Source organism: Arenibacter algicola, assembly GCF_018860365.1.
GTDB lineage: Bacteria > Bacteroidota > Bacteroidia > Flavobacteriales > Flavobacteriaceae > Arenibacter > Arenibacter algicola_B.
Window position 1 is genome coordinate 89,173 of the sequence record NZ_JAHKPO010000014.1, and the last position, 18,834, is coordinate 108,006.

An 18,834-nucleotide genomic window follows, 5' to 3' on the forward strand; every position below is an offset into this window, starting at 1 on the left:
TTTACAATTTTAGTATGCGGTTCGTTTCAGAGTTATAAAGGAAATTATATTTTAATGCTCCGCCCAAATAGGCATCATTTTCTTGGATACAGGAATAATAACTGGTTTTTCCTTCCAGGATTTCCATACCTTTTTTTGAAAGTTTAACAGGGCTGAAATTGGTAAAAAGAGGTTTTAGCTTGGTTATTACCCGCTCGTATTGGGTATCACCAAAACCATAACGCCCCTGATTTCTTAAAACCGTGTTCAGTAATTCTATCTTAGTCTTTGGTTTGGCGCTGCGTGCCAAGCGTAAAATATTATTTTCCACTTCATTGAGACCATTTCTAATGGTTGGGAAACGCATTAAATGGGCTTCAATAGCACCGGAAAGGTGTGAGAATTGAAAACTGTCAAAATCCTTAAGGTTCTCTAATCTAATAGGGTTGTCACTACAGTACAACTGCCAAACATAATCGGCGTATTCTATATCGTCCTGCGTTAAAAGAGTGCGATTAGTGTATAATTTGCGTAGTTGTTCATCTGTTAATTCTCCTAGCCCTAATATATTAATGGAATTCTCTTCTTCTTCACTGGATACCAAGGAAATTTCGGCATAAGGCCTATGGGTCTTTAACCAACTTATCACCGCTAACATATTAACCTGATCAAAAAGGTCGAAATCGAACCAAAGTACGATACGATCTTCCTGTTTGTGATTACAAAGGGTGCGGTATTCTTTTAAAGTTTTATCAATAAACCACGATTTGGAAACCTTGTAGTTTTTATTCAAAAATTCGAACCTGGTTTTCCAAAATGATTCGCTGCCAACATTGGTTTCGGTCTTACCTTCACATAACATTTCGCGCCAGGTAATAATATCCCCTTCCAATTTAAGGGTGCTTAATTTGTTGGTGAGTATATCACCGTTTGTTATGTGTAATTGGGAACTCATTGTAATGGTGGTTTAGGTTGTGGCTAATAAATGTAGTGTTTTATCTTAATATCAAAAAATAATTAACAAAAATCTAACCTCCAACGCGTTTTACTTTAAATCCTTTTTCCTGTAATATTTTCATTATTTTATCTCTATAATCTCCTTGAATGATTATAGAATCGTCCTTAAAACTTCCGCCTACGCTAAGTTTGGTCTTAAGCTCCTTGGCCAATTTTTTAAAATCTTCGTCGGCTCCGGTATACCCTTCTAAAATGGTTGTTGGTTTTCCCTTTCTTTTTTCATATTTGCATATAATAGGTTCTTCCTGCAACCAAATTTCATTTTCAACATCTTTTTTCGGCTCTTCCTCCGTTGGTTTATGATCCGGAAATAGATTCTTCAATTGATCCTTTAAGTCCATTGTAAATTTTAAAATTATGCTAAAATAGTATATCAGCGCCAAAATCAAAACCCATCCTTCATAAATTGGGATTTTGGTTGGAATGGGTCATTTTGATTTGGGTGTTAATTAATCCATTGGAAAGTCCTCGTCGTCCATTACTTCCTCCATTTGTTTTATATGCCTTTCCGTATGGCCGGACATAAACAAAAGTATTTGATAGGCATCAACGGTTCCAAAAGGAAGTTGTTGGTTATGGTTTCGTAGGTCATCCTGTGTGCTTTTAACATATTCTATATGTTCTTTTCTCTTGGATTTAAATTCCTCTACCATTTCCTCAAAACTGCCATATTTCCCAGATGGTTCAAAAGCCTCACTAGTTTTTACTCTGTTGCTGCGGTCTTCTATCATGGCTATTAGTCCTTCATCAGAAACTTTTACTTCTGAGCGATTGGAAGGGTCTGGCTCCTTGGCCAAAGTACCTTGAAGCATACCAAAGATCATGTTTTCAGAAATTGCTATATGCTCTGCACATTCCGCAATGGACCAAGAATCATCCGTTACCTTGTAATTGAGTTGCGCTTCATTTAAGCCCTCCAATGTGTTTAAAAAATGATCATGGGATTTTGTCATTTCCTTTACGGCAAATTCCCTTTCGGCATCTGTAAGTGTAGATTTAACTACTCCAAATGCTAAAACCGCCAATAATACAATTGGTGAAATTACTTTTTTCATAGTGTCCAGGGTTAAATTGTTAATACTAAAGATTGTTCAATTCCATAGGCAATAATTAAGCTTGAACCAATTCTGATCTACTTCGCAATTAAGCCTAAGTCGATCAGTCTTTCATGCAAAAACTCTCCAGCGGTAATATCTTCAAATTGTTTTGGATGGTCCTTATCAACACAATTCTCTAAACAATTTAAAGGCATTTCGCTAATGGGATGCATAAAAAACGGTACGGAATACCTGGAGGTACCCCATAGTTCCTTGGGGGGATTAACCACTTGGTGTATGGTGGATTTTAATTTATTGTTGGTTAAACGTGATAACATATCCCCTACGTTGATCATCAATTGATCCGGCTGGGCAATTGCATCTACCCACTCCCCGTCGTGGTTCATTACCTGAAGTCCCTTTCCATGTGCTCCCATTAATAGGGTAATTAAATTAATATCCCCATGGGCCGCAGCCCTAACGGCATTTTTAGGTTCTTGTTGAATAGGGGGATAATGTATTGGCCTTAAAATGGAATTTCCATTTTTAATATAATCGTCAAAATAGGTTTCCTCAAGGTCCAAATGAAGGGCAAGTGCTCGCAAAACAAATTTTGCCGTTTTTTCCAACATTTTATAGGTTTCCTTACCGGTAGCATTAAAATTGACCAATTCTTGGACCTCTACATTGGCAGGATATTCCTTTTCCAATTTCGGATTATTTTCCACATACTGTCCAAAATGCCAAAATTCCTTTAGATCGCCTTCCTTTTTGCCCTTGGCATGTTCTTTTCCAAAAGAAGTATATCCCCTTTGTCCCCCTATCCCAGGAATTTCATATTTATCCTTGACTTCTTGTGGTAGGTTAAAAAAATTTTTGATTTCAGAATAGAGATCATCCACTAATTTTTCGGACAAAAAATGACCACTTAATGCTACGAATCCAATATTCTCGAAGGCACTTCCTATCTCTTTAATGAATTTTTCTTTTCTTTTGTTATCGTCGGATATAAAATCTTCAAGATTTACACTTGGTATTGCAGTCATCATCATAATTATTAATAAAATCAAAGTTAATAAATATGGCCAATCTTCTTGAAATATTATTCGACTTTGTTTTTCCGTTTTGTTACATTTATAAATTATTTAAGCCAAAAAGAATAAAAACATAACATGCAATATAAAGGAGATAGTGTTGATAAGGCCATGCAATTGAAACTTTATCAACGGATGCTAAAACCACGTTTGATAGAGGAGAAAATGTTGATTCTCCTACGTCAGGGAAAAATAACCAAATGGTTTAGCGGCATAGGACAGGAGGCAATAGCGGTAGGGGTTACCAGTGCCTTAAGGCCAGATGAATACATTTTGCCCATGCACCGCAATCTAGGTGTTTTTACCTCTAGAAATATACCATTGCACCGGCTTTTCTCCCAATGGCAGGGTAAAGGCAGCGGCTTTACCAATGGTAGGGACAGAAGTTTTCACTTTGGAACCCAAGAATATAAAATTGTAGGGATGATTTCCCACTTAGGCCCCCAATTGGGGGTGGCCGATGGAATAGCACTTGCAGACCTTCTGAAACAGAATAATAAGGTAACTGCTGTCTTTACGGGAGAGGGGGGTACCAGTGAGGGCGATTTCCATGAGGCCTTAAATCTCGCTGCGGTATGGAATTTGCCTGTTCTGTTTTGTATCGAGAACAACGGTTATGGCTTGTCTACCCCAACCAATGAGCAATACAGATGTGAAAATTTGGCGGATAAGGGAATAGGTTATGGAATGGAATCGCATATTTTGGAGGGCAACAATATTTTGGAAGTGTATTCCCAGGTCGATTTTATTTGTCAGAGTATGCGGAAAAATCCTAGGCCTGTATTGTTGGAATTTAAAACCTTCAGGATGCGTGGCCATGAGGAGGCCAGTGGTACCAAATATGTCCCACAACAATTATTGGACACCTGGGAGGAAAAGGATCCCATTGTGAATTTTGAAAACTTTCTTTTGGAGGAAAAGATTCTTTCACCCCATTTGATAGAGACCTTTAAAAATGAAATATATGCTGAAATTGACTACGATCTTAAAAAGGCCTTTGCGGAGAATGAGGTAGAAGTAGATGAAACAAAGGAATTAAAGGATGTTTATAAAGATTTTGATTATCAGCAAATTAACCATAATTCCATAACCAAAAATATTAGGTTGGTCGATGCGGTTTCCCAGGGTTTAAAACAGTCTATGGAAAGGCATAAAAACTTGGTGGTAATGGGGCAGGATATTGCAGATTATGGCGGAGTATTCAAGATTACCGAGGGTTTTGTGGAAGCCTTTGGGAAAGACCGGGTCAGAAATACCCCTATATGTGAGTCGGCAGTAGTTTCTGCTGCAATGGGCCTTTCTATAAACGGAATAAAATCGGTAGTGGAAATGCAGTTTGCGGATTTTGTAAGTACTGGATTTAACCCCGTTGTAAACTATTTGGCCAAGGTGCATTACCGTTGGGGAGAGCATGCAGATGTTGTAATAAGGATGCCCTGTGGGGCAGGGATGGGGGCAGGACCTTTTCATTCACAGACCAACGAGGCCTGGTTTACAAAAACTCCGGGGTTAAAAGTGGTTTATCCGGCCTTCCCATATGATGCGAAAGGTCTTTTGGCCACTGCCATAAATGATCCCAATCCGGTATTGTTTTTTGAACACAAAGGGCTTTACAGGAATATTTACCAAGACGTGCCCGAGGATTATTATACTTTGCCATTCGGCAAGGCGTCCCTAATGAGGGAGGGCACGGATATTACTGTAGTTTCCTATGGTTTGGGTGTACATTGGGCCTTGGAGGCACTAAATGATAATCCGGATATAAAGGCCGATATGATTGATGTAAGGACGTTGCAACCCATGGACATGGATGCAATTTATGCCTCTGTAAAAAAAACAGGGAAACTTATTATCTTACAGGAGGATAGTTTGTTTGGGGGAGTGGGCAGTGACATTTCCGCCTTGGTGGTGGAGAACTGTTTTGAGTACTTGGATGCACCCGTAAAACGGGTTGCCAGTTTGGAAACCCCCATTCCCTTTGCGAAAAATTTGGAAAACAATTATTTGCCCAAAGCAAGATTCGCACAGGAGCTTTTAAATTTGATATCCTATTAAATATCTCGCGAAAATTAAAATGGATTAATATGCATATGATTACAGCGGAAGAAAAACTTAAGGAGCGTATAAAAGAGCTTACTTGTTTGTATGAAGTAACCTCAATAATCGTTAATTGCGATTATGACCAGGTTGAAGACGCCCTAAAGGGAATTATGCATTGTTTACAAAAAGCTTGGCTTTTTAGTGACGCTGCCCAAGTGAAACTCACATCGGACCAGTACAATATAGTTACGACAGACTTTCCGGATAATCCTGTGTCCCTGGAGTCCAGTGTAAAGGTTTTTAATAAAAAGGTAGGTGAGATACAAGTGGCCTATCCGAGGCCAAAATATAGCGAAGATGATTTTTTGAAGGAAGAAGAAAAATTGCTTCGAAATGTGTGTTTGGAGGTCGGTAATCTTTTGGAAAGAAAACAGATCAAGGACAACGAGATAATTATAAAACGGAAAATGGAGAGGGCCGACCGCCTAGGTATTTTAGGTGAGATTACTGCCGGAATCGCCCATGAACTAAATACTCCCTTGGCGAATATCCTAGGATTTGCCGAATTATTGAAAACTAGGATAACTCAGGATACCCAAGCCTCCAAGGATGTTGATAAAATTATAAATAGTGCTATATTTTCTAGGGAAGTGGTTAAAAAGCTTATGTTCTTTGCCTGTGAAATGCCCCAGCAAATGACATTGGTCAACATAGGCCCTATAATTGCCAACGCTGTTAATTTAATGGAACCCAGCTTAAAGAAAAAGAAAATTGTTCACGAACTCAATTTAAGTGACCAACCCATTTTTCTACGGGTAGATACAATTCAGTTGACACAGGTAATTTTTAATTTGGTGCTCAATGCCATTTATTTTTCCCCAGTTAAGGGCAAGATAAAAATAGCCGTAAAGGAAACCGGCAGAAATATTGAAATAAGCATCACGGATGAAGGTCCGGGTATAGATCCCAAAATTAGTGATAGGATCTTTGAGCCATTTTATAGTACCAAACCGGTTGGTGAGGGTTCCGGATTGGGGTTAAGTGTAGTTCATGGTATTGTAAAAAGTCATAAAGGAACAATAAAGTATAGATCCAACAAACCTAAAGGGGCTATATTTACCGTTGATTTTCCGAAAAATTAAGATTATGGGTTTTAATAAAGAGAATGTATTGATCGTAGATGATGATGTAAATATATTGGAATTGATCCATAGACACCTTCAATCCTTTAATTACCACACCTATAAGGCTGTTTCTGTTAAGGAGGCTTTGGTGATCCTAAAGGATTCCAAAATAGACCTTTTGATTACGGACCTTAAAATGCCGGATGTGGACGGACTGCAGTTGGTCAAATATGTTTCCGAACATTATCCCAAGTTGCCAAAATTAGTGGTTACCGGCTATCCCTCGGTAGATGACGCAATGAGCGTTATAAAATCGGGGGCCTTGGATTATTTGGTCAAACCTTTTACCAAAGAGGAATTAAAACAGGCGGTATTAAAATCATTCACGGGCAATTCCGCAGGCAAGGCAGGGTCCAATGTACATTCAGTTTCCAAAAACAATAATGTTGATGCTTATGGCGAGCTTATTGGTAGATCCGAGGCCATAAAAAAAGTGACCGATATTATTGATAGGGTGAAAGACAACAAAGCAACGGTACTGATAAATGGGGAAAGTGGGACCGGAAAGGAATTGGTTGCCCGTTCCGTACATTATATGGGAAAATTTTCCAGAGCACCGTTTGTTGCGGTGAACTGTGGGGCTATTCCGGAAAGTCTTTTGGAGGCCGAGCTTTTTGGTTATGCCAAGGGTGCTTTTACGGGTGCCAATGAAAACCGCAACGGTTTTTTTCAGGCTGCGGACAAGGGTACCCTATTTTTAGATGAAATAGGCAACGCATCACTGTCCGTACAATCCAAATTGTTAAGGGCATTGCAGGAAAAGGAAGTGGTAAAGGTGGGTTCCCAAAAGATAGAAAAAATAGACATCCGGGTCATTGCGGCCACCAATAGCAATTTGTACTCCTTAGTTCAAAAAAAATTGTTCCGGGAAGACCTTTATTATAGGTTGACCGTTGTGGAAATCAATGTTCCTTCCCTCCGGGAGCGCAAAGAAGATATTCCTTTGTTGGTGGACAAATTTCTTTTAAAATACGGTGTAGAATATAAAGATAGGTTGGTCACTATTACACCGGAGGCCTTGGAGCTTTTGATGCGGTATCCATGGCCAGGTAATATTAGGGAATTGGAAAACGTAATTCAGAGGGCTGTAATAATGTGCGATAAAAGAATTGAAATCGACAATTTGCCTGACAATTTGAAATACAAGATAGATTTTCCCGAAGACCACCTATTGCCATTAAGGGAAGTTGAAAAAAAATACATTTTAAAAGTTTTGGAGGCTACGGACAATAACAAATCCAAGGCGGCAGAAATTCTACAGATCGATCGCAAAACGCTGCGTCAAAAAATCCAATAAACCCCTTGTTTTAGATGGGTAAAAATTACCCATATGAGGAAAATCCCCCATTTTAATATTCGGGAAAGTATTATTTGATTCGAATTAAACTATTGATTTTCAGTTATTTGAATACAATATAAGTATCTCTCTGGTTTTATGGCACCCTAGTTGCCCTTGATGTGTTACTAAAATACACGGTTATGGGAAACAGCACTAGTTTATGTCCAAGTTGTGAGTATTTCAAAACATGTGTACTTACAAAAAATAAAAAGCATATTTGGAACTGCAATGAATTTGAATCAGCCGATTCAAGGGTAGTTCCTGGCGGAAATCATTTGGTTTTTAAAAGTGAAGTGAGATTATTCTAAACAAAAATTTATGATTACAAAGTCGAAAACAGAATCGAAACAGGGCATGTTGGAGAACGTGATGCGTCAATTCAATAATGCTGCCGATATTATTAACCTAAATACTAATATTAGAAAAATACTAAGTATTACCAATAATGAATTACTGATACATTTCCCTGTTAAAATGGACAATGGGGATGTTGAAGTTTTTACGGGATACCGGGTACAGCACAATAACGCTTTAGGACCGTATAAGGGTGGACTTCGTTATCACCCGACCGTTGATATTGATGCGGCAAAAGCCCTTGCCATGTGGATGACCTGGAAAACCTCTTTGGCAGGTCTGCCCTATGGTGGCGCAAAGGGAGGGATTCAAATTGACCCCTCCAAATATTCCACTGCGGAATTGGAAAGAATTACCAGAAGATTTACATATGCATTGGGAGATAACATAGGTCCGGAACACGATATACCTGCCCCGGATGTAAATACAAATGCACAAACCATGGCTTGGATCGTGGATACATATATGTCTACAAAATCGCCTGCCGAAAGATCTAAAAATCAGCATGTGGTAACTGGAAAACCCTTGGGTTCCGGAGGATCCGAAGGTAGGGATAGGGCTACCGGCTATGGTGTTTTTCTGAACATAAAATATTGGGCCGAAAAGAAAAAGGTGGACCTGAAGAACAAGAGATTTATTGTTCAGGGTTTTGGGAATGTAGGTTATTGGACTGCCCATTTTTTGGAAAATGAAGGTGCTAAGCTGGTGGGAGTGCAGGATGCTTATGGCAGTATTACCAACAGCGATGGTATTGAAGTCTCCAAGTTGTACCAGTATATGCAGGACAACAAGGGCAGTATTGTAGGCTATACTTTGGCGCAAGCTGTAGATAAGGAACATTTTTTTGAATTGGATTGTGATATATGTATACCTGCTGCCTTAGGAAATCAAATCACAGCTGAGAACGCAGCTAAGATCAAGGCATTTTTAATAGCGGAAGGTGCAAATGGACCGACCGATGTGGAAGGCGAGGAGATATTGTTGAAAAATGGAGTGGGAATTATACCGGACATCCTATGTAATTCAGGGGGTGTAATTGGCAGCTATTTTGAGTGGCTACAGAATAGAAACGGAGAGTTATGGCAATTGGAGGAAGTATTGGCCAAGCTGGAAAAGAAGATGAAGGAAGTCTTTGAAAAGGTATATGAGAAGGCAGAAAATAGGGATGGGGATATGAGAACTGCAGCCTATATCATAGCTATTGAGAGAATAGAAAAGGCCTATGTTCAAAGAGGGATATTTCCATAAATAAAATTAAAAAATACAGAATTATGAAGTACGGAAATTTAGTGTTGGAGGAGAAGGAGTTCGTCCTATTAAAGCGTCTGGTAAATGTATCCGGGTTTTATACGGATAATACTTATAAGAGTTCTATTGAAAAGTTGACCGAAGAGTTGAAGTCTGCAGTGGTTTATAATGAAGAGGAAATGCCCAAAGATGTCATTAGGTTCAATTCCATCGTTACAATCCAAGCAGTTAATGGGTGGTCCAAGCAATTCCAATTGGTGATTCCATCGCAAGGTGATTTCAAGAATAGTAAAATATCCATTTTAACACCTATGGGGGCAGCAGTTATAGGCTATGCCAAAGGGGACGATATTGTTTGGGAGTTTAGGAATGGAGAACAGACTCTTAAGGTTGCAGATGTAAAACAAGAGCATAACACTATTAATTCTGATATTTTATTGTAATGATGGAGGTGTTTTATGAGCATGACTCGGACGATAGGTTAATTGCCAAAAAAGATGCTCTGGAGTTGAACAATTGGATAGGTCATCTGGTGAACAATGGCAGGGAGTTGGAAACCTTGATCAACATTGCCAAGAAATTGTCGAATGATGATGATATGATAGCTAACCTGAAAGAATTGACCTTGGAGAACAAATTGCATCTCGGCGTTTTCTACAGGTATAAGAGTTCTATGGTCAATTTACACGAGTGTGAAGATATGGAATGCGATATATACTATGTAAACAAGCATGAAGAGTATCGTAATCTGTATGCGGCCATTTTGCAGGCGTCCCACAAATTAAAGGAAGAACTATATACCCAAATATTGATAAAATTATGATGTTGTTTTGTTAGCAGTCTGTTTGTTGGTTTTAATATTAGAGTTTTGGCTGTTAATGCACAAGGGAAAGCAATGCTTTCCCTTGTTTTTTTGGGGAACATTATCTGAAATAGTTGGGCTGGCATACACTGATTGCCACCTGGCCCCAATTGGGGTAAAGTCAATTATTTTTTTATAAGAGCAAAGCGATTGTTGCCGTTTGCAATAGCTTTGAAAAAAATAAGTTGTTTGGAGTATTCTGTGCCTGAAGCTATTAGTTTAAATCTTCAAAATTAATAACGGAGCATCATACTTTTTTTCCACTTTCAACGTATATATGTTCAAATAATAAATATGAAAATTATGCATTTAAGAAAGCTTATATTTTTAGTGGTATTTGCGGCTGGTCTTGTTACCTCCTGTTCGGTATCCAAGGCGGCAAGACAGGATAGAAGTGTTTTGAGCGGTAACTGGATTTTGAACAATGTTTCCTATCAAGGGGGACAGGGGAAATTTAAATCGGTTCTTTTTAATGATTCCGATGCTACCTGTTTTGAAGGCAGTACCTGGTTTTTTAGAAACAATAACAGTACCGGTAGTTATATGCTGGGAGGTGGTAGTAATTGTGATGGAGCGGAGCGCTTCATCCGTTGGTCTGTTGTGGATAGACCCGGGATGGCCAGTCAGTTGCAATTTAAGTTTATAGACGAAAAGTATAAGGATATTTCCGGAGGATTGGGATATAGATTGGACATTGAACAACTAACCGATCAACAGTTAAGAATGACCTCAAAAGTAACTGTGGAGGGGCAACCGTTGACCGTGGTTTATGAATTTACAAAAAACGATCTACCATAACTGGATAAAAGCTGTAAGATGTATTCATGCCGATATACGGGCAAGCCAGGATTGGCATGATTTCTGTTCTAAAGGATGTACAGTCCTAAGAACTTTTGGGATTAATATTAAACAATGAAATCAAATGAAAAAAATAATAGTAAGTAGTTTATCCGTAATGATGATTTTAGCTACGTTCAGTAGCTGTCAAGCAGTAAAGAATACTAGTCATAAGCAAAGGGGAGCAGCAACTGGTGCTGCCGGTGGAGCGGTAATTGGAGGTGTTCTGGGCAACAATGTTGGAAAAGGTGGTAATACAGCTTTAGGGGCTATCATTGGAGCAGTGGTAGGTGGTGTTGCCGGTGGTTATATCGGAGATAGAATGGACCGCCAGGCAGAACGAATAGAAGAAGAGATTCCAGGTGCCGAGGTCACTAGGGTAGGTGAAGGAATAAACGTAACCTTCAATGAGGAGGCCGGCGTTTATTTTGATACCAATAAATCCGAGGTTAAGGGTACTTCGGCAACAACATTAGATAGATTGGTAGGGATTTTAAAAGAATATCCGGACACCAATATATTGGTGGAAGGCCATACCGATAGTGCCGGACCTGATGATTATAATCTAAATCTATCCAAGCAACGGGCGCAGTCTGTAACCAATTACCTAATTACCAATGGTATTTCAGGGGGTAGGTTAACAACAACCTGGTATGGTGAGACGCAACCCAAGGCCGACAACAGTACGGCTGCAGGTAAGGCTAAAAACCGTAGGGTAGAATTGGTTATTGTGGCCAATGAGGCTTTACAACAGGAAGCTCTTCAAAAGGCGAAACAATAAATAAAACCTCCTTATATAAAACCCGACGTATATCGTCGGGTTTTTTTGTTTATTTTCTGTACCTTTTGTTGATGGATAATTTTGATGTCATTATTGTAGGGGGAGGCCTTGCCGGTTTAACGGCCGCCATTCACTTGCGAAAGGAAAACTACAATGTGGCCGTTTTTGAAAGTAAACAATACCCCCATCATAAAGTTTGTGGAGAGTATATTTCCAATGAAGTGAAGCCCTATTTGGAGTTTTTGGGAATTTCATTACCACAAACATTTCAATTTAATGAAATGCTACTGAGCATTGAAAAGGGGGACGCCCTGAAGGCTAAATTGCCTATGGGAGGGTTTGGTCTTAGTAGATATACTTTTGACAATCTTTTGTATAAAAGGGCAAAAGAATTGGGGGCAATTGTCTTTACTAATAGTGTAACCTCCATTAGCTATGAAAATGACAATTTTAGGGTCGGCGTAGAATCGGGCAAGGAATACACTAGTAAATTTGTCATTGGGGCCTATGGAAAAAGAGGAGTGTTGGATAAAGATCTAGAGCGTCACTTTATTCAGAAAAAATCCCCATGGTTAGCTGTTAAGGCCCATTATAAACTGGATTCATTCCCGGATAATTTAGTGGCTATCCATAATTTCAGGGGTGGTTACGGCGGGCTTTCCAAAACGGAGAGTGGGGCAGTAAATTTTTGTTATCTGGTTTCTTACGATAGCTTTAAAAAAGAGAAGGATATTGCCGGCTTTAATCAAAATATTATTGCTAGGAATCCATATCTCAGCAAATTTCTTAATGATGCCGAAATGTTATTCGAGCACCCACTGACTATAGGACAGATTTCCTTTCATAAAAAAAAACCAGTAGAGAATCATATTATTATGTGCGGGGATACCGCGGGTCTTATTCATCCTATGTGCGGCAATGGTATGGCCATGGCAATCCATAGCGCTAAAATTGCCTCGGAATCTATCCATGCTTATTTTAAAAACGGATTTCAGAATCGGTCCCAGTTAGAGATGGATTATGAAACCCAATGGAAGCATATGTTTGCCAAGAGGTTGTGGATGGGCAGACAGCTGCAAGCTGTTTTGCTAAGCCCAAGGCTATCCAATTTAGCCATGGGGATATTAGCGAATTCTCCCTATATTGTAAATGGGCTGATCAAGAATACCCATGGACAAATTATCCGGTGTTAATGAATTTTAAGAGACGTAGTAGTAATAGGGAGCTCATGGATGACCCTTATTTGGATACACTTTTGTTGCAGAAGGTTTATGCGGACATAAATAGGGTCAATACAGTTTTACAAGGTTTTTCACTTTCCCTGCAAGCTATTGACAAAATAATTGAAGAAAACCCTCAGAATTCCTACACTATTGTGGATATGGGTTGTGGGGATGGGGCCATGTTGGGTAAAGTTGCTGAGTTTTACAAGAATAAACCTGTAAACCTAAATCTAATAGGGGTAGATTTAAATTCCAAATCTATTGCACTGGCCAAAGAAAATTATAAGGAATATTCCAATATAATATTCTTGGAGCTGGATATTCTGGCGCCGGAAGCAAAGGAGCTACAATGCGATATTCTACTCTGCACCCTAACAATGCACCATTTTGATTCTAAAGAAATACCCATTTTTCTGGAGCAATTTGTAAAACTGAGCAGTTTGGGTATTGTTATAAATGATCTGCAAAGAAGTAAAGTGTCCTATTACCTTTTTCAACTCTTTAGCCTTATTTTTATAAAAACAAAGATTGCGAAACATGATGGTTTGGTTTCTATAAAAAGTGCATTTACCAAATTGGATTTGGTAGCTTTTTCCATTAATCTGCCTAATGTAGAGCATGATATTTGTTGGAGGTGGGCATTTAGATACCTATGGATAATAAGAATAAAGGGAAAACAGTAGCCGTATGGAAGGGACTAGGATAGTTGCAGTAACCAAATCATTACCACAATACAGTAGGAATACCAAGGATATTTTGCCTTTTGTGGAGAAATGGCTGTACGGTCAGGATGAGCGGTTGCAGCGTAAGGTGCTTAAAATTTTTGAAGGGGCAGCCGTAGACAAACGCTATAGTATAATGAGTCCCGAAGAAGTTTTTGAAGCTACCTCTTTTGAGGATAAGAACAATGTGTATGTGCGTGAAGTCAAGAAATTGGGGAGAACTGTCCTAAGGCGGGCCCTTGATAAAAGTGGGTGGACGGCAGACAGTCTGGATTATATAATCACCGTTAGTTGTACGGGAATTATGATTCCATCCTTGGATGCTTATTTAATTAACGATCTAGATCTTAGGAAAGATATAGTGAGATTGCCCGTTACGGAGATGGGTTGCGCAGCAGGTATTTCCGGTTTAATATATGCCAGTAATTTTTTAAGATCCAACCCAGGGAAGAGGGCGGCCATAGTGGCAGTTGAAAGTCCAACTGCAACTTTTCAGCTCAATGATTACTCCATGGCCAATATGGTCAGTGCTGCTATTTTTGGTGATGGCGCTGCCTGTGTGTTGGTGTCATCGGAAGAAGACGCCAAGGGACCAAGAATCGTTGGGGAGGAAATGTATCATTTTCCTGATGCTACACAAATGATGGGTTTCGATTTAACCAATTCGGGCTTAAAAATGATTTTAGATCCCTTGGTGCCGCAGACGATTTCCGAACATTTCCCAGAAATCGTTCATCCATTTTTAAAGCGGTATGGAAGTAGTATTGAAAAAGTGGACCATTTAGTTTTTCACCCAGGAGGAAAGAAAATTGTGGAGACGGTGGAGGATTTGTTTGGAGCATTGGGCAAAAATTTGGAGGATACCCGTGAAACGCTGCGTTTATATGGTAATATGAGCAGCGCCACAGTGCTTTATGTGCTGGAGCGATTTATGGAAAAGGATATTCCAAAAGGGGACCAAGGTTTATTATTGAGTTTTGGGCCCGGATTCTCCGCCCAACGGATTTTGCTGGAATGGTAATAGAACCGGAATTTTTATAGTTTGGGATATTGCTTCAATCTATATGCTTAATGTAATAGTTTAATTAAATGATTGTTATATGCTTATTATAAATGATATAATTAAAAAATTACCTTATACCAATCCATTTTTATTTGTTGATAGGATTAATATGGTGAGTGCCAATGCCCTTGAAGGTTGTTACACTTTTAAACAGGATGAATTTTTTTATAAAGGGCATTTTAAGGAGCAACCCGTTACACCAGGGGTAATTCTTACAGAATGTTGTGCCCAGATCGGGTTGGTGTGCTTGGGGATTCACTTACTAAATTTGGAAGAGCTAAATACAGGGGATTTACAGGTGGCTTTAAGCAGTTCCGAGATGCAATTTTTGTTGCCTGTCTTTCCTCAGGAGACGGTAACCGTAAAATCGAGCAAACTATTCTTTCGCTTCAATAAGTTGAAGTGTGAGGTTAAAATGTACAATCAGCGGGCTCAGTTGGTTTGTAAGGGTGTTTTGTCCGGGATGATAAAAAATAACAACATATGAATAGGAGGGTAGTCGTAACCGGACTTGGTATATGCGCACCTAACGGGGTGGGCCTAGCCAATTTTTATGATTCAATGCTCAATGGTAAAAGTGGAATTATGTTTCATCAGGAGTTGGCCGATTTGGGGTTTGGATGTCAAATAGCTGGGAAACCGGAAATACAGGAAAGTTTAAAGGAATCTTATTTTACAGCATTACAGCTAAGGGGCTTAAACTCTAGTGGTATAGTTTATGGTGTAATGGCCGGAACGGATGCGTGGATGGATGCAGGTCTCGATAAGGCTAATAAGGATCAACCCGACTGGGACAGCGGAATTATTTTTGGAACTGGAATTTTAGGAATAGACAAGCTAAGGGAATCCATTTATTTAATAGATGATAATAACGCTCGCCGTTTGGGCAGTAATTCTGTAATGCAGACCATGGCCAGTGGCATTAGTGCTTATCTCGGTGGCATTTTGGGATGTGGTAATCAAGTGACCACCAATTCCTCGGCATGTGCTACTGGCACTGAAGGAGTAATTATGGGGATGGAGAGGATAAGGGCAGGAAAGGCAGAAAGGATGTTGGTAGGGAGTTGTAATGACAGCGGACCGTATATTTGGGGCGGTTTTGATGCAATGCGCATACTGCCTTCCAAATACAATGATAATCCCCAAGAGGCCAGCAGGCCTATGAGTGCCAGCGCGTCAGGGTTTGTTCCGGGAAGTGGGGCAGGAGCCATGGTGTTGGAGTCGTTGGCCAGCGCATTGGGAAGAGGGGCTAAAATCTATGCGGAGGTCTTGGGAGGTGCAATCAATAGTGGCGGACAGCGTGGAATAGGCAGTATGACGGCTCCTAACAGCGAGGCGGTTCAAAGATGTATTCTGGAGGCATTGAAGGATGCAAGGGTAGAAAAATCTGAAGTGGATATAATTAATGGACATTTAACGGCGACATCGAAAGATGCCGAAGAAATTAGAAATTGGAGCGAGGCCTTGGAGCGCAGCGGTAAGGATTTTCCGTTTATAAACGCAACAAAGGGGCTATTAGGTCATTGTTTGGCTGCTTCGGGCAGCGTGGAATGCGTGGCTTCCCTGCTGCAATACCGCGAGGGATTGTTTTTTGGCAATCGAAATTGTCATGACCTTCATCCGGAGATACTGGAATTGGTAGATGCTTCCAGAATACCCTTAAAAACGATTTCCCATAAACCTGGAATATTGGCAAAAGCAAGTTTTGGTTTTGGAGATGTAAATGCCTGTGTTATCTTTAATGATTATAAAGAAATATAACAATGGTGGATGATCAGCATTTTGCACAACTGAAGGATATCGTTAAGTTGTATCTTCCCGAAGATGTTTCGGTTGGAGCTATTGTAGAAGATAGTAATTTTGTCAAGGAACTGAATATCAATTCGGCCAATTTAGTTGATATTGTCCTGGATGTTGAGGATGCATTTGGGATACGTTTGGAAAATGAGGATATGGACAAAATGCAAACCGTAAGGGATGCCCTGAATATTATAGCACAAAAATTACAGGATAAAAACTAGCTCTTTTCCCTGTCTTTTTCTTCAGTAATGAGCAGTGAGGAAATTATTCCTCCTACCAAGGATACGGATATCACCGTAAGGGATACCCACTCTGGGATTTCAATATGATGGGAAAACAACATTTTTAAACCTACAAAAGCTAGAATCACCACCAAGCTATAGTTAATATACCTGAATTTCTCCAGCATCCTGGAAATTAAAAAATACATGGATCGCAAGCCCAAAATAGCCAAAATATTGGAGCTAAAAACAATAAAAGGGTCTGCTGTAATGGCTAAGATTGCAGGGATGCTGTCCAGTGCGAAAAGTATATCCGTAAGTTCAATGACTACCAAGGCCACAAAAAGAGGGGTAGCTGCGGTGACTCCCATACGCTTTACAAAGAAATCATGGTCTTTAATGGTTGAGGTTATAGGGTAAAACTTTTTCAACCTCTTGAAAACGAAAGAATTTTTAGGGTCAAATTTATTATCGTCCGATCTTAACATTTTAAAGGCAGTGTACAGTAGGAAAACCCCAAAGACATAGATTATCCAATCGAATTTTGTAATAAGGGCAACCCCAAATACGATCATTAGGGCCCTGAAAACGATAGCACCCAATATGCCCCAGAACAATACCCTGTGTTGGTAAATGGCAGGAATCTTAAAGGCGCTAAATATTACGGCAATTACAAAGACATTATCTACGCTGAGCGAAAGTTCAATAAGATAGCCTGTTATGTATTTAAGAACAGCATCGTTTGGGGTCAACGCCGTAGGGTTGTCAATAATATCATTGGAGAACAGCCAATAAATAACCCCACTAAAGCTCAGGGCCACGGTAACCCAAATGGCGGTCCATATACCTGCTTCCTTAGATTTTATAACATGTTCATGTTTATGAAAAACACCTAGATCCAGTGCCAAAAAAATAATGATAAGACCAATAAATGAGCCCCAAACTAACATATACTATCGTATTTAAAGGCACAAATGTAAGTATCATTTTTAAATCAGGAGAGGGAACAGGTGACATTCTTTTTTGTGGAATATAGAAGGGTGTTTTACCGCTTTTTGAGGGGGTTTAAAAAGAATGATTATGTGAAAATCGACAGAATCACTTTAAAACACGATGTATGGTAGGTCTAAACCGGATTATAGGTGCAATAAGGTGAAGATAATGTTATAACTTTAAGCAGACACTTTTTATGAAATATGATTAAATATATTTACAGCGCTGTAATTGTGCTTGTTATGGTTTTTTTCTCGGTGGATGGCCATGCTCAATCCAAAGAGAGTGACACTTTGTCGAAAAAGCTGAAAGTGGAAAAATGGACGGTACTGGAGGAATATGAACCGGACATGATATTATCTGCCGAGGACCGGATAGCTTTGAAGAAAAAACGCATCGTTGAGGCCAAGAGAAGACGTGGTATTTTGGATACTATGGATATTTCGGATCGCAAAAGAAAGAAACTGCTTAAGGATTTATATAAAAACCCGTTTTCGGACCGATTGATGAAAACATTGGCAGATACTAAATTTGAGGATGAAGACAATTGAACAATAGTAAATTATGTTTTATTGATGGCAAATAAAAATGCCCCGTGAAGATTGAATTCTTTTTCGGGGCATTCTTAGTATTTATCATTGCTGAAAATTAGGCTAATGGGTTTTCATTTTGCCTTTTCTTTTTTCCAATTGTCGTTCCAGTTCGTCTACGGAAGCCGCAATGGCCACTTCAAATTTAGCGTTGTTGGACTCTGCAAACAATCTAGGGCCCGGTGCACTCAGCCTTATATTGCAAATTAAACCGGTATCGGGCGTGGAAGTGTTCTCCTTTTTAAAGAAAACATCGGCACGCACTATAAAATCATATTTATCTTCTAGTTTTTCTAACTTCTTGGTAGCCAACTCCTCTAGGCGGGCACTGGCTTTTACATCATCATATACAAAATTGATATTCATATTTAATTGTTTTTAAGTTAACAGACCTATGCAAGATCTGGTATAAATTCTGGAATTTAAGTTAGTCTTTATTTTTAATAAACC

At 39.3% G+C, this 18,834-nt stretch carries 21 protein-coding genes; 15 read left to right on the plus strand and 6 right to left on the minus strand.

The window, feature by feature from the left end:
• Position 1: 1 nt before the first annotated feature.
• The 4 genes from KO529_RS11660 to KO529_RS11675 form a co-directional block, all read right to left on the minus strand.
• On the minus strand, positions 2-934 hold the full coding sequence (locus KO529_RS11660) for a DUF1835 domain-containing protein (RefSeq protein ID WP_215948061.1): 933 nt from the start codon (positions 932-934) through the stop codon (positions 2-4).
• Positions 935-1,007: 73 nt separating this feature from the next.
• A complete protein-coding gene (locus tag KO529_RS11665) occupies positions 1,008-1,337 on the minus strand; it encodes a translation initiation factor (RefSeq protein ID WP_215948062.1) in 330 nt (109 codons plus the stop codon).
• Positions 1,338-1,445: 108 nt separating this feature from the next.
• Entirely contained in the window at positions 1,446-2,051 is a 606-nt protein-coding gene (locus KO529_RS11670) for a DinB family protein (RefSeq protein WP_215948063.1), read from the minus strand.
• Positions 2,052-2,128: 77 nt separating this feature from the next.
• Positions 2,129-3,079, minus strand: coding sequence for an isopenicillin N synthase family dioxygenase (locus KO529_RS11675; protein WP_215948560.1), 951 nt, complete (start codon positions 3,077-3,079; stop codon positions 2,129-2,131).
• Positions 3,080-3,205: 126 nt separating this feature from the next.
• On the opposite strand from KO529_RS11675, the gene KO529_RS11680 reads away from it, so the two are divergent.
• From KO529_RS11680 to KO529_RS11745, 14 genes are all read left to right on the plus strand, one after another.
• Entirely contained in the window at positions 3,206-5,182 is a 1,977-nt protein-coding gene (locus KO529_RS11680; protein WP_215948064.1) for an alpha-ketoacid dehydrogenase subunit alpha/beta, read from the plus strand.
• Positions 5,183-5,211: 29 nt separating this feature from the next.
• Positions 5,212-6,309 (plus strand): sensor histidine kinase, encoded by a 1,098-nt coding sequence (locus KO529_RS11685; protein WP_354667776.1) that lies wholly within the window; start codon positions 5,212-5,214, stop codon positions 6,307-6,309.
• A 4-nt stretch (positions 6,310-6,313) separates the two neighbouring features.
• Positions 6,314-7,648 carry a sigma-54-dependent transcriptional regulator gene (locus tag KO529_RS11690; protein ID WP_215948065.1) on the plus strand — a complete coding sequence of 445 codons (1,335 nt, stop codon included), beginning with the start codon at positions 6,314-6,316 and terminating at the stop codon, positions 7,646-7,648.
• Between the two features lie 360 nt (positions 7,649-8,008).
• Positions 8,009-9,292, plus strand: coding sequence for a Glu/Leu/Phe/Val family dehydrogenase (locus tag KO529_RS11695; RefSeq protein WP_215948066.1), 1,284 nt, complete (start codon positions 8,009-8,011; stop codon positions 9,290-9,292).
• A 23-nt stretch (positions 9,293-9,315) separates the two neighbouring features.
• The gene (locus tag KO529_RS11700; protein ID WP_215948067.1) at positions 9,316-9,735 is read left to right on the plus strand and encodes a GreA/GreB family elongation factor; all 420 of its coding nucleotides are present in this window, start codon (positions 9,316-9,318) and stop codon (positions 9,733-9,735) included.
• Positions 9,735-10,115, plus strand: a complete 381-nt coding sequence (locus tag KO529_RS11705) for a hypothetical protein (protein ID WP_215948068.1) — start codon at positions 9,735-9,737, stop codon at positions 10,113-10,115. Before KO529_RS11700 ends, KO529_RS11705 begins: the two co-directional genes overlap by 1 nt.
• A 342-nt stretch (positions 10,116-10,457) precedes the next feature.
• Entirely contained in the window at positions 10,458-10,952 is a 495-nt protein-coding gene (locus KO529_RS11710; RefSeq protein ID WP_215948069.1) for a lipocalin family protein, read from the plus strand.
• A 124-nt stretch (positions 10,953-11,076) separates the two neighbouring features.
• A complete protein-coding gene (locus KO529_RS11715; RefSeq protein WP_215948070.1) occupies positions 11,077-11,772 on the plus strand; it encodes an OmpA family protein in 696 nt (231 codons plus the stop codon).
• 71 nt (positions 11,773-11,843) lie between these two features.
• Entirely contained in the window at positions 11,844-12,965 is a 1,122-nt protein-coding gene (locus tag KO529_RS11720) for an NAD(P)/FAD-dependent oxidoreductase (protein WP_215948071.1), read from the plus strand.
• Positions 12,965-13,678, plus strand: a complete 714-nt coding sequence (locus tag KO529_RS11725; RefSeq protein WP_215948072.1) for a methyltransferase domain-containing protein — start codon at positions 12,965-12,967, stop codon at positions 13,676-13,678. Before KO529_RS11720 ends, KO529_RS11725 begins: the two co-directional genes overlap by 1 nt.
• Before the next feature lie 4 nt (positions 13,679-13,682).
• Positions 13,683-14,738 carry a type III polyketide synthase gene (locus tag KO529_RS11730; RefSeq protein WP_215948073.1) on the plus strand — a complete coding sequence of 352 codons (1,056 nt, stop codon included), beginning with the start codon at positions 13,683-13,685 and terminating at the stop codon, positions 14,736-14,738.
• Between the two features lie 79 nt (positions 14,739-14,817).
• Positions 14,818-15,267 (plus strand): 3-hydroxyacyl-ACP dehydratase FabZ family protein, encoded by a 450-nt coding sequence (locus tag KO529_RS11735; protein WP_215948074.1) that lies wholly within the window; start codon positions 14,818-14,820, stop codon positions 15,265-15,267.
• On the plus strand, positions 15,264-16,541 hold the full coding sequence (locus KO529_RS11740) for a beta-ketoacyl-[acyl-carrier-protein] synthase family protein (protein WP_215948075.1): 1,278 nt from the start codon (positions 15,264-15,266) through the stop codon (positions 16,539-16,541). The genes KO529_RS11735 and KO529_RS11740 overlap by 4 nt, the downstream gene beginning before the upstream one ends.
• A 2-nt stretch (positions 16,542-16,543) precedes the next feature.
• On the plus strand, positions 16,544-16,801 hold the full coding sequence (locus KO529_RS11745; protein WP_215948076.1) for a phosphopantetheine-binding protein: 258 nt from the start codon (positions 16,544-16,546) through the stop codon (positions 16,799-16,801).
• Here KO529_RS11745 and KO529_RS11750 read toward each other — a convergent pair.
• Positions 16,798-17,751 carry a TerC family protein gene (locus KO529_RS11750; protein WP_215948077.1) on the minus strand — a complete coding sequence of 318 codons (954 nt, stop codon included), beginning with the start codon at positions 17,749-17,751 and terminating at the stop codon, positions 16,798-16,800. The genes KO529_RS11745 and KO529_RS11750 overlap by 4 nt on opposite strands.
• A 246-nt stretch (positions 17,752-17,997) precedes the next feature.
• Between KO529_RS11750 and KO529_RS11755 the strand changes: the two genes are divergently transcribed.
• A complete protein-coding gene (locus KO529_RS11755) occupies positions 17,998-18,345 on the plus strand; it encodes a hypothetical protein (RefSeq protein ID WP_215948078.1) in 348 nt (115 codons plus the stop codon).
• A 102-nt stretch (positions 18,346-18,447) separates the two neighbouring features.
• Here KO529_RS11755 and KO529_RS11760 read toward each other — a convergent pair whose 3' ends face one another.
• Entirely contained in the window at positions 18,448-18,750 is a 303-nt protein-coding gene (locus KO529_RS11760) for an HPF/RaiA family ribosome-associated protein (protein WP_215948079.1), read from the minus strand.
• Positions 18,751-18,834 lie beyond the last annotated feature (84 nt).

Excerpts from the sequence above, each read along its gene's own strand:
- KO529_RS11660 (WP_215948061.1), bottom strand. The coding sequence starts at position 934 with ATGAGTTCCCAATTACACATAACAAACGGTGATATACTCACCAACAAA.
- KO529_RS11665 (WP_215948062.1), bottom strand. The coding sequence starts at position 1,337 with ATGGACTTAAAGGATCAATTGAAGAATCTATTTCCGGATCATAAACCA.
- KO529_RS11670 (WP_215948063.1), bottom strand. The coding sequence starts at position 2,051 with ATGAAAAAAGTAATTTCACCAATTGTATTATTGGCGGTTTTAGCATTT.
- KO529_RS11675 (WP_215948560.1), bottom strand. The coding sequence starts at position 3,079 with ATGACTGCAATACCAAGTGTAAATCTTGAAGATTTTATATCCGACGAT.
- KO529_RS11680 (WP_215948064.1), top strand. The coding sequence starts at position 3,206 with ATGCAATATAAAGGAGATAGTGTTGATAAGGCCATGCAATTGAAACTT.
- KO529_RS11685 (WP_354667776.1), top strand. The coding sequence starts at position 5,212 with ATGCATATGATTACAGCGGAAGAAAAACTTAAGGAGCGTATAAAAGAG.
- KO529_RS11690 (WP_215948065.1), top strand. The coding sequence starts at position 6,314 with ATGGGTTTTAATAAAGAGAATGTATTGATCGTAGATGATGATGTAAAT.
- KO529_RS11695 (WP_215948066.1), top strand. The coding sequence starts at position 8,009 with ATGATTACAAAGTCGAAAACAGAATCGAAACAGGGCATGTTGGAGAAC.
- KO529_RS11700 (WP_215948067.1), top strand. The coding sequence starts at position 9,316 with ATGAAGTACGGAAATTTAGTGTTGGAGGAGAAGGAGTTCGTCCTATTA.
- KO529_RS11705 (WP_215948068.1), top strand. The coding sequence starts at position 9,735 with ATGATGGAGGTGTTTTATGAGCATGACTCGGACGATAGGTTAATTGCC.
- KO529_RS11710 (WP_215948069.1), top strand. The coding sequence starts at position 10,458 with ATGCATTTAAGAAAGCTTATATTTTTAGTGGTATTTGCGGCTGGTCTT.
- KO529_RS11715 (WP_215948070.1), top strand. The coding sequence starts at position 11,077 with ATGAAAAAAATAATAGTAAGTAGTTTATCCGTAATGATGATTTTAGCT.
- KO529_RS11720 (WP_215948071.1), top strand. The coding sequence starts at position 11,844 with ATGGATAATTTTGATGTCATTATTGTAGGGGGAGGCCTTGCCGGTTTA.
- KO529_RS11725 (WP_215948072.1), top strand. The coding sequence starts at position 12,965 with ATGAATTTTAAGAGACGTAGTAGTAATAGGGAGCTCATGGATGACCCT.
- KO529_RS11730 (WP_215948073.1), top strand. The coding sequence starts at position 13,683 with ATGGAAGGGACTAGGATAGTTGCAGTAACCAAATCATTACCACAATAC.
- KO529_RS11735 (WP_215948074.1), top strand. The coding sequence starts at position 14,818 with ATGCTTATTATAAATGATATAATTAAAAAATTACCTTATACCAATCCA.
- KO529_RS11740 (WP_215948075.1), top strand. The coding sequence starts at position 15,264 with ATGAATAGGAGGGTAGTCGTAACCGGACTTGGTATATGCGCACCTAAC.
- KO529_RS11745 (WP_215948076.1), top strand. The coding sequence starts at position 16,544 with ATGGTGGATGATCAGCATTTTGCACAACTGAAGGATATCGTTAAGTTG.
- KO529_RS11750 (WP_215948077.1), bottom strand. The coding sequence starts at position 17,751 with ATGTTAGTTTGGGGCTCATTTATTGGTCTTATCATTATTTTTTTGGCA.
- KO529_RS11755 (WP_215948078.1), top strand. The coding sequence starts at position 17,998 with ATGATTAAATATATTTACAGCGCTGTAATTGTGCTTGTTATGGTTTTT.
- KO529_RS11760 (WP_215948079.1), bottom strand. The coding sequence starts at position 18,750 with ATGAATATCAATTTTGTATATGATGATGTAAAAGCCAGTGCCCGCCTA.